The sequence below is a fragment of the Arthrobacter sp. ERGS1:01 genome, assembly GCF_001281315.1.
Classification (GTDB): Bacteria; Actinomycetota; Actinomycetes; order Actinomycetales; family Micrococcaceae; genus Specibacter.
In genome coordinates this window covers 3,357,501-3,371,705 of sequence record NZ_CP012479.1, presented here as the reverse complement: position 1 = coordinate 3,371,705, position 14,205 = coordinate 3,357,501, and the positions used below count along the sequence as shown (strand labels likewise).

At 67.5% G+C, this 14,205-nt stretch carries 13 protein-coding genes; 11 read left to right on the top strand and 2 right to left on the bottom strand.

The genetic code is table 11. The features are described 5' to 3' along the window. Nucleotides 1-116 precede the first annotated feature (116 nt). On the top strand, nucleotides 117-845 hold the full coding sequence (locus AL755_RS19190) for a LysM peptidoglycan-binding domain-containing protein (RefSeq protein WP_054012368.1): 729 nt from the start codon (nucleotides 117-119) through the stop codon (nucleotides 843-845). 125 nt (nucleotides 846-970) lie between these two features. Here the strand turns inward: AL755_RS19190 and AL755_RS19185 are convergent, their stop codons facing one another. Continuing rightward, nucleotides 971-2,338, bottom strand: coding sequence for an amidohydrolase (locus tag AL755_RS19185; RefSeq protein WP_082369626.1), 1,368 nt, complete (start codon nucleotides 2,336-2,338; stop codon nucleotides 971-973). A gap of 138 nt (nucleotides 2,339-2,476) precedes the next feature. Here AL755_RS19185 and AL755_RS19180 point away from each other — a divergent pair, with 138 nt between their 5' ends. The 9 genes from AL755_RS19180 (at nucleotide 2,477) to AL755_RS19145 (ending at nucleotide 13,337) form a co-directional block, all read left to right on the top strand. Then, complete coding sequence (locus AL755_RS19180) at nucleotides 2,477-3,226, top strand: SDR family oxidoreductase (RefSeq protein WP_054012367.1); 750 nt, start codon at nucleotides 2,477-2,479, stop codon at nucleotides 3,224-3,226. 192 nt (nucleotides 3,227-3,418) lie between these two features. Continuing rightward, complete coding sequence (kdpF, locus tag AL755_RS23035) at nucleotides 3,419-3,511, top strand: K(+)-transporting ATPase subunit F (protein WP_107503890.1); 93 nt, start codon at nucleotides 3,419-3,421, stop codon at nucleotides 3,509-3,511. A gap of 9 nt (nucleotides 3,512-3,520) precedes the next feature. Continuing rightward, nucleotides 3,521-5,176: a potassium-transporting ATPase subunit KdpA gene (gene kdpA, locus AL755_RS19175; RefSeq protein ID WP_054012366.1), complete on the top strand. Its 1,656-nt coding sequence runs from the start codon at nucleotides 3,521-3,523 to the stop codon at nucleotides 5,174-5,176. Continuing rightward, nucleotides 5,173-7,263 carry a potassium-transporting ATPase subunit KdpB gene (gene kdpB, locus AL755_RS19170; RefSeq protein WP_082369427.1) on the top strand — a complete coding sequence of 697 codons (2,091 nt, stop codon included), beginning with the start codon at nucleotides 5,173-5,175 and terminating at the stop codon, nucleotides 7,261-7,263. Before kdpA ends, kdpB begins: the two co-directional genes overlap by 4 nt. 4 nt (nucleotides 7,264-7,267) lie before the next feature. Beyond that, a complete protein-coding gene (kdpC, locus tag AL755_RS19165) occupies nucleotides 7,268-7,849 on the top strand; it encodes a K(+)-transporting ATPase subunit C (RefSeq protein WP_054012365.1) in 582 nt (193 codons plus the stop codon). 19 nt (nucleotides 7,850-7,868) lie between these two features. Continuing rightward, complete coding sequence (locus tag AL755_RS19160) at nucleotides 7,869-10,409, top strand: DUF4118 domain-containing protein (RefSeq protein WP_054012364.1); 2,541 nt, start codon at nucleotides 7,869-7,871, stop codon at nucleotides 10,407-10,409. Nucleotides 10,410-10,422: 13 nt separating this feature from the next. Then, on the top strand, nucleotides 10,423-11,097 hold the full coding sequence (locus AL755_RS19155) for a response regulator (protein ID WP_054012363.1): 675 nt from the start codon (nucleotides 10,423-10,425) through the stop codon (nucleotides 11,095-11,097). Between the two features lie 75 nt (nucleotides 11,098-11,172). Then, nucleotides 11,173-11,775 carry a PadR family transcriptional regulator gene (locus AL755_RS19150; protein WP_054012362.1) on the top strand — a complete coding sequence of 201 codons (603 nt, stop codon included), beginning with the start codon at nucleotides 11,173-11,175 and terminating at the stop codon, nucleotides 11,773-11,775. A gap of 95 nt (nucleotides 11,776-11,870) precedes the next feature. Then, entirely contained in the window at nucleotides 11,871-13,337 is a 1,467-nt protein-coding gene (locus AL755_RS19145) for an MFS transporter (RefSeq protein WP_054012361.1), read from the top strand. Here the strand turns inward: AL755_RS19145 and AL755_RS24180 are convergent. Further along, complete coding sequence (locus tag AL755_RS24180; RefSeq protein ID WP_150117181.1) at nucleotides 13,334-13,537, bottom strand: hypothetical protein; 204 nt, start codon at nucleotides 13,535-13,537, stop codon at nucleotides 13,334-13,336. The two genes, AL755_RS19145 and AL755_RS24180, sit on opposite strands and share 4 nt — an antisense overlap. A gap of 17 nt (nucleotides 13,538-13,554) precedes the next feature. On the opposite strand from AL755_RS24180, the gene AL755_RS19140 reads away from it, so the two are divergent. Next, a complete protein-coding gene (locus tag AL755_RS19140) occupies nucleotides 13,555-14,193 on the top strand; it encodes an NAD(P)-dependent oxidoreductase (protein ID WP_054012360.1) in 639 nt (212 codons plus the stop codon). Nucleotides 14,194-14,205: the final 12 nt, after the last annotated feature.

The following is a 14,205-nucleotide window of genomic DNA, read 5'->3' as shown; positions in this document are numbered from 1 at the left end:
CACACCGTCATTAGGTCAGGCCGCGGAAAATAACCTCCACATCAGCAGGTTGGACGGTGGTGCAAAGATGTCCGGGGACGGGCGGAGCGCAGGTGGCCTCTTCGGAGCATGAACCCATGAAGAACAATAAAATTACGCGCAATATCGGTCGTGTCCTGGCTGTTGCAGCCATCGCCGGAGCCGGCCTCGCCGTCGCCGGGACCGGGGCCAATGCGGCCGACGGCAGTACCTGGGACCAGCTCGCACAGTGTGAAAGCGGCGGCAACTGGGCCATTAATACCGGCAACGGATTCTCCGGTGGGCTGCAGTTCACCCCCAGCACCTGGGCAGCCTACGGCGGCACCGGCGCCCCCGAGAACGCTTCACGTGCACAGCAAATCGCCGTTGCCGAGCGTGTCCAGGCCGGCCAGGGATGGGGCGCATGGCCCTCCTGCTCGGCTCAGCTTGGCCTCAGCGGTGGCGGCGGAACCGCCTACACCCCGGCCGCGGCAGCACCCGTTGCCGCACAGTCTTCGGAGGTCGCTCCCGTAGCTGCGGCCCCCGTGCAGGCGGCTCCTGTCCAGGCAGCCCCGGTCGAGCAGGCTCCCGTTGAGGCAGCCCCCGTCCAGGCGGCACCCGTCGAGCAGGCTCCCGTTGTTGAGGCAGCTCCCGTTGCAGCAACCCCGGCCGCCGTTGCCGTGAGCGGAAAGACCTACACGATCGCCTCCGGCGACACGTTGAGCGGGATCGCCCAGAAGCTGGGCATCACCGGTGGCTGGGAGACGCTGTACGCAGCCAACCTCGACACGGTCATCCACCCCGACCTGATCTTCACCGGCCAGGTACTGCAGCTTCCGGCCCAGTAATCCTGCCCACAAACGCCGTATCACTTTTGGCCCATTTTTCGGGAATGCGTGTGCACTAAATTGCACAAGCGTTCCCAAAAAGAGCGCCAAAAGTGATACGGCGTTTGTCCGTGGAGGTGGGGAAATTACACGCGTGAGGCGGCGGCGCCCGTCCGGGTGTCGACGTCGTACGTGTAAACGGGCTTGCCGCCAATGAACACCTTCAGGGCCCGCTGCATGACATCAAGTGGATCGCCGCTCCACAGCACCAGGTCCGCGTCCTTGCCCACCTTCAGCGAGCCGATCCGCTCCGCCAGACCCAGCACCTTGGCCGGGTTGATGGTGATGGCGCGCAGTGCGGTGTCACGGTCCAGGCCCTCGCGGACCGCGAACGTGGCCTGGTGGACCAGGAAGTTGATGGGCACCACCGGGTGGTCGGTAATGATGGAAATTTCGACGCCGGCCGCGGCCAGCTTGCCCGGGTTGGCCAGCGAGCGGGCCCGCAACTCGGGCTTTGACTTGGTGGTGAACAGCGGCCCGATCAACACCGGGGTGCCGCGCGCAGCCAGGACATCGCCAATCACGTGCGCCTCGGTGCCGTGGTCAATGACCAGGTCATAGCCAAATTCATCCGCCAGACGGATGGCCGTGGCGACGTCGTCGGCCCGGTGGCAGTGCTGGCGCCACGGGATTTCGCGCTTGAGCACCATGGCCAGCGCCTCCAGGTGGGCGTTGCGCGGGCGTGGTTCCGGCCCGGCCAGCCAGTTTTGCGCGTCCATGAACGCCTTGCGAATCACCAGCGCCGTGCCCAACCGGGTGGAGGGCGTCTGCTTCTTCTCGCCATAAATATTCTTGGGGTTCTCACCCAACGCCGACTTCAGCCCGCTGGGGGAGCGCAGCACCATCTCATCGACGCGGCGCCCGTGCGTGTGCAAAGCCACCGCCAGCCCGCCGATCGGATTCCCCGAGCCCGGATTGACGTTGACGGCCGTGATGCCACCCGAGAGGGCGTCGTCGAAGCCGGGATCGAAGGGATCCACGGCGTCAATGGCGCGCACCCCCGCCATGACCGGGTCCGTCATTTCATTCACGTCACTCGTGGAACCCACCTCGCCCTCGGGGTGCATGCCCAAATGCACGTGTGCGTCAATGAAGCCGGGCAGCAGCCACTGGCCCTTGGCATCAAGGACGTCGGCGCCGGCGGGAACCTGCACGGATGCGCCCAGGGCCAGGATCTTCCCTCCCTCCACCAACACGGTGCCGTCAAAGGGTGCGCCCTCCACCGGCACCACGCGGGCATTGGTAATGGCCAGCACGCGCTTCTTCGCCGCGTCCGCCGCCTCCCGGATCGCCGCGCTAATGGATGCCGTGTTGGCCGCCGGCTTGGCGGGAGCGCCCTTGGCGGCTTTCCCCTTGGCGGCAGGTTTTCCGGCAGGCTTCGCCGCAGGGGTGGCCGGCTTGGTCACCCGGCCCGGAACAAATGCCGGCTTGGGGGTGGGCAGTGTGGGAGTCATGACGGCCTTTCGAGGAATGCGCGTGATGTAGGTGAATGCGGGCCGGTGGGCCACTTCCACGCTACCCCCAAAGCGTTTGCCGCGGGCGGAAGTCGGGGGCGGAAGCTGCGGGCGGCGCATCGCACATAGGCTGGTGCGATGGAACAAAAAATTGCACTAGTCACCGGAGTGGGCCGTACCGCGGGCATCGGCGCCGGCATTGCCCGCGCTCTCGCCGCCGACGGCTGGGACCTGGTGCTGAACTATTGGGAAGCCTATGACGCGCGCATGCCCTGGGGCGTGCAACCCGATGACGTCCGCGCCCTGACCGCCGAGCTCGAGTCCGCCGGCGCCCGGGTGTGGGCGCTGCCGGCGGACCTCGCCGACCCGACCGCCGTCGAGCGGCTCATGGCCAGGATCGCCGAGGAGGCCGGGCCGCTGCGGGGCATGGTGCTCTCGCACTGCGAATCCGTGGACTCCGGCATCCTGGACACCACCCTGGAAAGCTTCGACCGGCACTTTGCCGTCAACTCCCGCGCCAGCTGGCAGCTGATGGCCGCCTTTGCCCGGCAAATCACGCCCGCCGGCGGCGCAATCGTGGCGCTGACCAGCGATCATACCGCGTTCAACCTCCCGTACGGCGCGTCCAAGGGCGCCCTCGACAGGATGGTGATTGCCGCCGCCAGGGAGCTGGGCGGATCCGGCATCAGCGCCAACGTGCTCAACCCGGGACCCGTGGACACGGGCTGGATGGACGACGCAACCCGCAGCGGATTGACGGCCATGCAACCGGGCGGCCGGCTCGGGACCCCCGCGGATGTGGCCCCCACTGCCGCGTTCCTGCTGTCGCCCGGCGGGCGCTGGGTCAGCGGGCAGCTGATCAAGGCCGACGGCGGATTTTCGGCGTAGCGCCGGCGCCGGAGGGGGCCCTGACAGTACCCTGCCATGGACCCTGGCCGCCGCCCTGCCCGGGGCCTGTCAGGAAGCCGTCAAGAAGCTGCCGCCGTGCGTTAAGAACCCGTAAAAACGGCGGCCGCGGACGCTGCACGGGTGTGCGATGGAACAAGACATCAACGCACAGTTTGTGAAAGCAGGTTCGTCGTGGCAATCGTTACGTGGTTAATTTTGGGGCTGGTGGGACTGGCCCTGCTGGTCTACCTGTTCGCGGCCCTCATCCGCCCCGAGAAGTGGTGACCGGCCGCCATGGAGCTTAATCTTTTCTCCTTCATCACCCAGATGGTGGTGCTGATAGTGGTGCTGGGCGCCGTCCACCAGCCCATGGGCCGCTACCTTGCGGCCACCTTCACCAGCCGCAAGCACCTTGCCGCGGAGCGGGGCCTGTACAAGCTTTCCGGCATCGACGCCCAGGCGGACCAGCACTGGAAGGTGTACGTCCGCTCACTGATGGTCTTCAGTGTCGCGTCCATCCTGGTGGTCTTTGCGGGGCTTCTGCTCCAGGGCGTGCTGCCGTTCAGCCAGGGACTGGGCGCGGTGGACCCGTGGGTCGCCATCAACACCGCGGTGTCGTTCGTGACCAACACGAACTGGCAGACGTACGTACCGGAAACCACGCTTGGTTTTGGTGCCCAGATGGGCTTGCTGGCCGTGCAGAACTTCCTGTCCGCCGCCGTCGGCCTGGCCGTGGTGGTCGCCCTGATCCGCGGTCTTGTCCGCTCCGAAACCGCCAATGTGGGGAACTTTTGGGTGGACCTGACCCGGGGCACGTTCCGGATCCTGCTGCCGCTGAGCATCATCGCGGCCGTGGTCCTGATCATCACCGGCGTCATCCAGAACTGGGGCGGCACCGACATCCACACACTTGTCTCCGGCGCCCAACAAACGGTTCCCGGCGGGCCCGTGGCCTCCCAGGAAGCCATCAAGGAACTTGGCACCAACGGCGGCGGCTATTTCAACGCCAACTCCGCCCACCCCTTTGAAAACCCCACGGCGTTCAGCAGCCTGTTCGAGGTGTTCCTGATCCTGCTGATCCCCTTCTCGCTGCCCGCCATGTACGGGCGCATGGTGGGCGACAAACGCCAGGGATACACGCTGCTGACGGTCATGGTCGCGTTCTGGCTCATTTCCACGACCCTGATGACGTGGGCCGTCGCCACGTTCTCCGGAACCGGCACCAGCGTGGCCGAGGGTTTTGAACAACGTTTTGGAATCGCCCCGAGCACCGTCTTCGCCTCCGCCACCACGCTGACCTCCACCGGAGCCGTCAACGTGGCCCACGATTCCCTGCCGCCTTTGGCCGGGGGCCTGGCCATGCTGAACATGATGCTCGGCGAGGTGGCTCCGGGCGGCGTTGGCTCCGGACTGTACGGACTGCTGATGCTGGCCCTGGTGGCCGTGTTCATCGGCGGGCTGATGGTGGGCCGGACCCCCGAGTTCCTGGGCAAGAAGATCGGCGCGAGCCAAATGAAGCTCGTGGCCATCTACATCCTGGTCACCCCGGTGGCGGCCCTGGTGGGCACCTCCATCACCGTCGCGATCCCGTCGCTGGCCGCGAACGCCCCGGCAGTTGGCCCGCACGGCTTCAGCGAAATCCTGTACGCCTTCACCTCCACGGCGAACAACAACGGCTCGGCCTTTGGCGGCATCACCACCTCCGGCCCCGGGCTGGCAACCCTGACGGCGGTCGTGATGTTCGTGGGCCGCTTCCTGCCGATCATCCTGGTCCTGGCCCTGGCCGGTTCCCTTGGCCGGCAGCGGCGGGTCCCGGACACCGCCGGCACCCTGGCCACGCACGGCCCGCTGTTCGCCATCCTGCTTGGCGGTGTGTCACTGCTCGTCACCGCACTCACTTATTTCCCGGCCCTTGCCCTGGGCCCGGCCGCCGAAGGACTCATCAAATGAACCTGACAAACACCATTGCGGCGCTGCCCCTGGCTTTCCGCAAGCTCAACCCCCGCGCCATGATCCATTCACCCGTCATGTTCACGGTGCTGATCGGCTCGGTGGTGTGCTCCTTCGTCAGCATCCAACAGCTCATCCAGGGCTCGTCGTCGGCGGTCTTCTCGATCGGCGTCACCGTATGGCTGTGGCTGACGGTGGTCTTCGGCAATCTGTCCGAGGCCATCGCCGAGGGCCGCGGCAAGGCCCAGGCGGACAGCCTGCGCGCCGCCCGGACCTCGGTCATGGCACGACGCCGGGTGGGCACCCTGGTGCCGGCCGGCGGCTCCGGGGACGGTTACACCGAGGAATTGGTGCCCGGCACCGAACTGGCCGTCGGCGACGTGGTCATCTGCGAGGCCGGGGACCTGATTCCCAGCGACGGCGACGTGATCGAGGGCCTGGCCAGCGTTGACGAATCCGCCATCACGGGCGAATCCGCCCCCGTGATCCGCGAATCCGGCGGCGACAGGAGCTCCGTCACGGGCGGCACCATGGTGCTCTCGGACCGGATCGTGGTCCGCATTACGGCGGCCAGCGGCAAGACGTTCCTGGACCGGATGATCGCCCTCGTGGAGGGAGCCACCCGGCAACGGACCCCCAACGAGATCGCCCTGAACGTGCTGCTGGCGTCCCTGACCATCGTGTTCGTGGTCTGCATCATGACCCTGGCGCCCATGGCCAACTTCGCCAACGCCCTGCCCACCCCCGTGGTCCTGGTGGCCCTGCTGGTCTGCCTGATCCCCACCACCATCGGCGCCCTGGTGCCGGCCATCGGGATCGCCGGCATGGACCGGCTGGTGCAGCGCAACGTGCTGGCCACCTCCGGCCGTGCCGTGGAAACCGCGGGCGACATCACCACGCTGCTGCTCGATAAGACCGGCACCATCACCTACGGCAACCGCCGCGCCGTCGCGTTCATCGCGGCCGACGGCGTCGACCAGCGGGTGCTCATCGACACGGCCCGCTTGTCCTCCCTGGCGGACGAAACCCCGGAGGGGCGATCCATCGTGGATTTGGCCCTTGACGGGAAGACCTCCGCGCCCGGCCCGGATGAGCTGACCCCCGAGGTGGAGGTCATCGAATTCAGTGCCGTGACCCGCATGAGCGGACTCAACCTCCCGGCAGGGCACCCGGCAAACCGGGGCACCGGCGTCCTGGAGGTGCGCAAGGGGGCCGCGGCCGCCGTCGAACTTTATGCCAAGGAACGCGGCGGGTTCCTGCCCCAGGAACTTGAGGACGCCGTGCTGGAGATCTCCGGCACCGGCGGCACCCCGCTGCTGGTGGCCACCTACGACGGCGAGCGCGCCCAGGTGCTCGGCGTCATCCACCTGGCCGACGTGGTCAAGCCGGGCATGAAGGAACGGTTTGCCGAGCTGCGCGCCATGGGCATCAGGACCATCATGATCACGGGCGACAACAAGATCACGGCGGCCGCCATCGCGGGGGAGGCCGGGGTCGACGACTTCCTGGCCGAGGCCACGCCGGAGGACAAGCTGGCCGTGATCAAGCGCGAACAGGAGGCCGGCCGGCTCGTGGCGATGACGGGGGACGGCACGAACGACGCCCCGGCACTGGCCGCCGCCGATGTGGGGGTGGCCATGAACTCGGGCACCAGCGCCGCCAAGGAGGCGGCCAACATGGTGGACCTGGATTCGGATCCGACGAAGCTGATCGACATCGTCGGGATCGGCAAGCAGTTGCTGATCACCCGCGGCTCGCTGACCACGTTCTCGGTGGCCAACGACGTGGCCAAGTACTTCGCCATTGTGCCGGCCCTGTTTGCCGGCGCCTTCCCGGGGCTGGAGCTGCTGAACATCATGGGTCTGCATTCCCCGGAAAGTGCCATCCTCTCCGCCGTGATCTTCAACGCCCTGGTGATTGTGGCCCTCGTGCCGCTGGCGCTGCGCGGGGTGAAGTACCGGGCGGTCTCCGCCGCCCGGGCCCTGTCCCGGAACCTGCTCATCTATGGCCTGGGCGGCGTGATCGCGCCGTTCATCGGCATCAAGCTCATCGACCTGCTGGTCGCCCTCATTCCCACGATTGGTTAGCACAATGAACGCTTATGGACGCCAACTCCTCACTTCCGTGCGGTTCCTGCTGTGCGCCACGATCCTGCTGGGCCTGGCCTACCCCGTCCTGGTCTTTGGGATCGGGCAGGCCGTGGCCCCGGCCCAGGCCAACGGGTCCATCATCACCGTGGCCGGCGCCCCGGCGGGATCCTCCCTGCTGGCTCAGCCCGTGACCGGGACGAAGTTCTTCTACCCGCGGCCCTCGGCGGTCGAGTGGAACCCGGCCACGTCCTCGGCCAGCAACCTCGGACCCAACCAGCCGGCGCTCGTGAAGGCCATCGCGGCAAACCGGGCGGAGGTCGCCAAGCGTGAGGATGTGGCGCCGTCCGCCGTGCCGATCGACGCCGTCACGGCCAGCGGCTCCGGGCTCGACGCCGAAATCTCCACGGCCTACGCCGCACTCCAGGTGCCGCGCGTGGCCGGCGAAAGCGGACTGGGCGAGGCGAAGGTCAGGGAACTCGTGGCCGCCAACACCAGCAGCGGGCTCAACGCCTTCCTGGGCCAGGCGTCCGTGAACACGACCACTTTGAACGCCGCGCTGCGCCAAGCCATGAACACGCACTAGCTGCTGCGACAATAACGTTATGGCACGGGGCATATTGCGGATTTTCCTGGGGGCGGCCCCCGGCGTGGGCAAAACCTACTCCATGTTGGAGGAGGGGCACGTGCAGGCGGCGGCCGGGGTGGATGTGGTGGCGGGCATTGTCCTGGACCACGGACGCGAGCAAACCCGGGCGCAGCTCGAAGGCCTGGAGCTCCAGCCCACCAAGAAGGTCCGCTACCGTGAGAGCGATTTCGACGAGCTCGACGTCGCGGGTCTGCTGGCCCGGCGACCCGCCCTGGCCCTCGTGGACGAATATGCCCACTCCAATGTGCCGGGCGCCGGGAACGCCAAGCGCTGGCAGGACGTGGAGGAGCTGCTGGCCGCCGGCATCGACGTCTATTCCACCGTCAACGTCCAGCACCTGGCCTCCCTGGGTGACGTGGTCGACGCCATCACGGGGGTGCGCCAGCAGGAGACAGTGCCCGATGACGTGGTCCGCCGGGCCGACCAGATTGAGCTGGTCGACATCCCGCCGGAACTGTTGCGTCAACGCCTCAGCGCCGGCAACGTTTACGCCCGCGACAAGGTGGACGCGGCCATGGCGAACTATTTCCGGCTGGGAAACCTCACGGCGCTGCGCGAATTGGCCCTGCTGTGGCTCGCCGACCGTGTCGAGGAAGGCGTGGCCAAATACCGGCAGACCCACGGGATCGAGGCCAGCTGGCCCACCCGCGAACGCGTGGTGGTGGGCCTGACCGGCGGGGCGGAAGGGGAGTTCCTGCTGCGCCGGGCTGCCCGGATCCTGAGCCGGGTCAGCGGCGGGGAACTCATGGCCGTGCACATCCCACGCTCCGACGGCGTGGCCGGCGACGTCCCGCTGGCCCTGGAAAGCCAACGCCAGCTCGTCACCGACCTGGGCGGCACCTACCATTCGGTGGGCGGGGAGGACCCTGCCCGGGCCTTGCTGGACTTTGCCCGCAGCGTGGGAGCCACCCAGATCGTGATCGGCTCCTCCCGCCGGAAACCGCTGCTGGGCGTTTTCGCCAGTCCGGGCGTGGGCGCCCGGGTGGTGCGCGACGCCGGCGACATGGACGTCCACATGGTCCCGCACCCGCTGGGCGGCACCTCGGGCCCGCGCTTCAGCCGCGGCGAGCTGAACAAGAAACGCGTCATCGTCGGCTTCGCGCTGGCCGTGCTGCTGCCGGTCCTGGTGCAGCTGGGCACGGGCGAGATGAGCCTGCAGCTGACCATGCTCATCCAATTTGCCGCCACGATCGGGGTGGCCCTGGTGGGCGGGCTGTGGCCGGCGGTCGTGGCCGCCGTGTGGAGCAGCCTGCTGCTGAACTTCTACTCCGCCCCGCCCGTGGGCACCCTGACCATCAGCGACCCCGAAAACCTGCTGGCCCTGCTCGTGTTCCTGCTCGTGGCCGTGGCCGTGGCGCTCGCCGTCGACCAGTCCGCCAGGCGGTCCCGGGAGGCCATCAAGGCGGGGGCCGAGGCCGCAACGCTCAGCGAACTGGCCCGCGGCATCCTCGCCTCCCAGGACACGGTGCAGGTGTTCCTGGAGCAGGTGCGTGAATACTTTGGCATGCGCAGCGTGGCGTTGTTCAGCGGCGTGGGGAACGATCTGAGCACGTGGCGCAAGGATGCCAGCGTGGGGGAGGAGCCGCCGTCGAACCCCGATGTGGCGGACAATGTGCAGGAAATCTCCGACCACTGGGTCCTGGGGTTGAGCGGGCGGATCCTGCCCGCGAGCGACCGGCGGCTGCTGGGGGCCTTTGGCGCCCACCTGATCGCGTTGGAACAACGCGAGGCGCTCACGCTCACCCAGCGCGAATACCAGCAGCTGGCCCAGGACAACAAGATCCGCACCTCCGTGCTGCGCGCCGTCTCGCATGACCTCCGCACGCCGTTGGCCGGGATCAAGCTGGCCGTGAGCAGCCTGCGCCAAACCGAGGTGCAGTTCGATCCGGCGGACGAGGCCGAGCTGCTGGCCACGATTGAGCACTATGCGGACAGGATGGACGCACTGGTGGGCAACCTGCTGGACATGTCCCGGCTGAGCGCCGACATGGTCCAGCCCGTGTTGGGGCCCGTGAGCTGGCAGGAGGTGATCCCGGCCGCGCTGCACGGGGTTCCGTCCGGGCGGGTGCGCAGCGAATTGCCCGCCAACATGCCCGCGGTCGAGGCGGACCCCGGCCTGCTGGAACGGGTGATCGCCAACATCGTGGAGAACGCGGTGAAGTACGCACCGGATTCGGACATCCTGCTGGTGGGTTCAGTGGGCGGCAGCGGCAGCGCCACGATTGACGGACGGCCCGCGAGCGAACTGCGGATCGTGGACCACGGCCTGGGGGTCCCGGCGGAGAACGTCATGGCCATGTTCCGGCCGTTCCAACGCCTCGACGACGTCTCCTACGGCCCGCAGGGCGGCACGGGGGTGGGGCTCGGGCTCGCCGTCGCCAAGGGATTCATCGACATCATGGGCGGAGTCCTGGACGCGGAGGAAACCGCAGGCGGCGGGCTGACCATGATCATTAGACTTCCACTATCAACCGGCACCACCAACGAGGCAGCATGAAGGGGGCGTCACCGTGACCACGGTATTGATCGTCGACGACGAACCACAGATCCTGCGCGCCCTCCAGATCAACCTGCACGCCCACGGCTACACCGTGGTGCCCGCCCACAACGGGACCACCGCCCTGCAGGCGGCACAGACCCAGCCGGTCGACGTCGTCGTCCTCGACCTGGGCCTGCCCGACATGGACGGGCTTGAGGTGATTGCCGGGCTGCGCGGGTGGACCGAGGTGCCGATCATCGTGCTGTCGGCCCGGCACGGCTCGCACGACAAGGTGGAGGCCCTGGACGCCGGCGCCGACGACTACGTGACGAAGCCGTTTGGCCTGGACGAGCTGCTGGCGCGGCTGCGCGCGGCCACCCGGCGCTCCGGAGTGCAGGTGGCCGAGCCGCTCGTCACGACGGCCGAGTTCACGGTGGACCTGGCCAACAAGCAGGTCACCCGGAACGACGCCGCAGTGCGCATGACCCCCACCGAGTGGAGCGTGCTGGAACTGCTGGTGCGCAACCCCGGCCGGCTGGTGAGCCAGCAGCAAATCCTGACGGAGGTGTGGGGTCCGGCCTATGCCAAGGAGACCCACTACCTGCGCGTGTACATGGCCCAGCTGCGGCGCAAGCTTGAACGGGACCCGGCAAGCCCCGTTCACCTGCTCACGGAGGCCGGCATGGGGTACCGCTTCCAGCCTTGAGCAGTGGGGCATCCCACAAAGATTCCTGCCGCCCGGCTATGGCGTGGTCAAAAAACGATTAGTAATATTATGACTATGTCCAAACGTTCCCCGCTGGCCCTTGCCGTGCTCTCCCTGCTGGAGGAGGCGCCCATGCACCCCTACCGTATGCAGCAGCTCATTACCTCGCGCGGCAAGGACAAGGTCATCAACGTCAGCCAGCGGGCCAGCCTGTACAGCACCATCGACAGGCTCACCCGGGAGGGCCTGGTCCGGGTGGCGGAGACCGAACGCGACGGGCAGCGGCCCGAACGCAACGTCTACGAAATCACCGACGACGGGCGCGCCACCGCCTACGGTTGGCTGACCGACATGCTGTCCGTGCCGAGGCGCAGCTTCCCGGACTTCTACGCGGCGTTGGCGCACGCGCCCATGCTGACTCCCGAATCGCTGGCGGAACTGCTCGAAACGCGCCGCGGCCTGGTTGCCGCCGAGGTGGACGAGCTGCGCAACGGTCTGGCGGCCGTGGAGGGCTTCCTGCCGCGGGTGGTGCTGCTGGACACGGAACTGATCCTGCAAACCCGCGCCACGGAAGTTGCCTTCCTCGACAACCTCCTGGCCGACCTTCGCTCGGGGGCCGTGACCTGGAGCCGGGAATCCCTGACCCTGCTGTCCCAAACCCACGAACCCCACCCGTAACTGCCCCGGTGGTCGAGCTTGTCGAGACCCGGGATTTCGCCAAGCTCAATGACCCGCCCCACACACTTTGCCTCACCACTATTCAAGGATCACCAATGAAAACCACGGCACCACCCATCGGCAGGGCCCGCTCCATAGCCCTCATCTCCTTGTTCCTGGCATCCTTCATGGAGTTGTTGGACGCCACGATCGTCAACGTCGCGCTCCCCGACATTGAACGGTCCCTCGACGCCCACAACGCCGAACTCCAGTGGATGGTGGCCTCCTACACGCTGGCGCTGGCCATCGGCCTGATCACCGGCTCCCGGCTGGGTGACATCTACGGGCGCAAGAAGATGTTCATCATCGGCCTGGTGGTCTTCACGGTGTCCTCGGTGCTGTGCGGCCTGGCCCAGAACCCGGAGATGCTGATCGCCTCCCGCGCGCTGCAGGGCTTCGCGTCCGCGTCGATGATCCCGCAGGTGCTCTCCAGCGTGCAGGTCATGTACAAGCCGAAGGAACGTGCCGGCGCCATGGCCGGTTTCTCCGCACTGGCCGGTGTGGCCGCCGTGTCGGGCCCCATCCTCGGCGCCATCCTGACCGACTCCAACCTGTTCGGCTGGGGCTGGCGCACCATCTTCTTCGTCAACGTCCCGGTCGGCATCTTCGCGGTCATCTGCGCCATGAAGTTCGTGCCCGAATCCTTCGCGCCCGTCCGGCACAAACTTGACCTCTCCGGCGTCGTGGTCCTGGCCGTCGGCATGCTCTCCATCCTGTACCCGCTGACCATGGGCCGCGAGGACGGCTGGCCACTGTGGACATTCCTGATGATGGGGTTCGGCCTCCTGGTACTGGTCGGTTTTGTGCTGTTGCAGCACCGCGAGGAGAAGCACGGCGGCGAGCCGCTGGTACCGGTGTCCTTGTTCAAGAGCCGCTCCTTCGCGGCCGGCATCGTCATGATGTTCCTGTTCTTCATCCCCATGAACGGCTTCTTCCTGATCCAGACCCTGTTCCTGCAGCTCGGTCTGCAGTACCCGATCCTGAAGGCCGGCCTGACCATGATCCCGTTCTCGGTCATGGTCCCGATCCTGGCCGGCCTGTCCGCGGCCATCCTGGCCAAGAAGATCGGCCGCGTGGTGCTGCAGCTGGGTCCGCTGGTCATCGCGATCGGCTTCGTGGTGCTGATCTTCACCGTCCAGGCCAACGGCGGCGGGGTCACCCCGTGGCACCTGATCGCGGGCCTGGCGTTGAGCGGTGCCGGCTTCGGCATGGTCGTGGCGCCCGTGGGCATCTTCGTGCTCTCCGAGGTGCCGGTGAAGTTTGCCGGCGCGGCCTCGGGCCTGTTCAACACCACCAGCCAGCTCTCCGGAGCCCTGGGCGTGGCGATCGTTGGCACGCTGTTCTTCAACGGGATCGAATCCAGCACGGCGCACAGCCAGTCCGGGGTGTTCATTGACGGATTCACCTCCACCATGTGGCTGATGGCCGGCGGGATGGTGCTGGCTGCGATCGCCGCCAGCTTCCTGCCCCGCTGGGCCTCCGAGGCCGACGTCCTGGACGCGGAAGAGTCCATCTCCGCCTAATTTCCGTCAAGCACGACGGCGGCCGGTGACCCGGGGTTTCCCAGGTCGCCGGCCGCAGTCGTATCCGGAGCGATTGCGGATTTGGTGGTGCAGCTGATGCGGGCTGCGGGCCGTGGAGCCCGCATCAGCTGCACCGCCGATGCGGGAGAGCGCCCCGAACCCACAGGAGCTGCACCGCCGATGGTTGTAGCCTGTTTCATGACGAGGGAGAGCAGCCATGAGACTGACGGTTTTTGGTGCAAGCGGCGGGGTCGGGCAGGAAATTGTGCGGCACGCGCTGACCGGCGGACACGATGTGACGGCGGTGGTCCGGGACCGCTCGCGGCTGCCTGTGACGGGGGAGCGCCTGGAGATTGTCGAGGTCGCCACGCTCGACAACCCCGAGGAGCTCGAGGATGCCGTGGCCGGACGCGATGCGGTGCTTTCCGCCGTCGGCCCGCGCAGCCGCAAGCTGGCGGGCAGCACGGCGCCGGTCACCCGGACCATCCGCGAAGCCATGGAGTTGGCCGGCGTGCGCAGGCTCCTGGTGGTCAGCGCCTCGCCGCTGGGCCCGGTGCCGGAAGGGCAGCCATTCCTGCTGCGGACGGTCATCACCCCGATCATCGAGCAGATCTTCAAGGAAAACTACGTCGATCTGCGCCTCATGGAGGCCGACCTCGCCGCGAGCGGGCTGGACTGGACCGCGGTGCGGCCGCCGCAACTGTTGAATACGCCGACGACGGGCGTCTACCGCACCGCCATTGACGCCAACCTGCGCGGTGGCCGGAAGATCAGCCGCGGCGACGTTGCCCATGCCATGCTCGCCATGGTGGGGGACAAGGCGAGCTTCGGGCACGGAGTGGGCGTGGCGTACTGAGCCGCTGCATGT

What these genes read in the sequence shown, in the direction of transcription:
- AL755_RS19190 (WP_054012368.1), top strand. Translation starts at nt 117, where the DNA reads ATGAAGAACAATAAAATTACGCGCAATATCGGTCGTGTCCTGGCTGTT.
- kdpA (WP_054012366.1), top strand. Translation starts at nt 3,521, where the DNA reads ATGGAGCTTAATCTTTTCTCCTTCATCACCCAGATGGTGGTGCTGATA.
- kdpC (WP_054012365.1), top strand. Translation starts at nt 7,268, where the DNA reads ATGAACGCTTATGGACGCCAACTCCTCACTTCCGTGCGGTTCCTGCTG.
- AL755_RS19145 (WP_054012361.1), top strand. Translation starts at nt 11,871, where the DNA reads ATGAAAACCACGGCACCACCCATCGGCAGGGCCCGCTCCATAGCCCTC.
- AL755_RS19185 (WP_082369626.1), bottom strand. Translation starts at nt 2,338, where the DNA reads ATGACTCCCACACTGCCCACCCCCAAGCCGGCATTTGTTCCGGGCCGG.
- AL755_RS24180 (WP_150117181.1), bottom strand. Translation starts at nt 13,537, where the DNA reads ATGAAACAGGCTACAACCATCGGCGGTGCAGCTCCTGTGGGTTCGGGG.
- AL755_RS19180 (WP_054012367.1), top strand. Translation starts at nt 2,477, where the DNA reads ATGGAACAAAAAATTGCACTAGTCACCGGAGTGGGCCGTACCGCGGGC.
- kdpB (WP_082369427.1), top strand. Translation starts at nt 5,173, where the DNA reads ATGAACCTGACAAACACCATTGCGGCGCTGCCCCTGGCTTTCCGCAAG.
- AL755_RS19150 (WP_054012362.1), top strand. Translation starts at nt 11,173, where the DNA reads ATGTCCAAACGTTCCCCGCTGGCCCTTGCCGTGCTCTCCCTGCTGGAG.
- AL755_RS19140 (WP_054012360.1), top strand. Translation starts at nt 13,555, where the DNA reads ATGAGACTGACGGTTTTTGGTGCAAGCGGCGGGGTCGGGCAGGAAATT.
- AL755_RS19160 (WP_054012364.1), top strand. Translation starts at nt 7,869, where the DNA reads ATGGCACGGGGCATATTGCGGATTTTCCTGGGGGCGGCCCCCGGCGTG.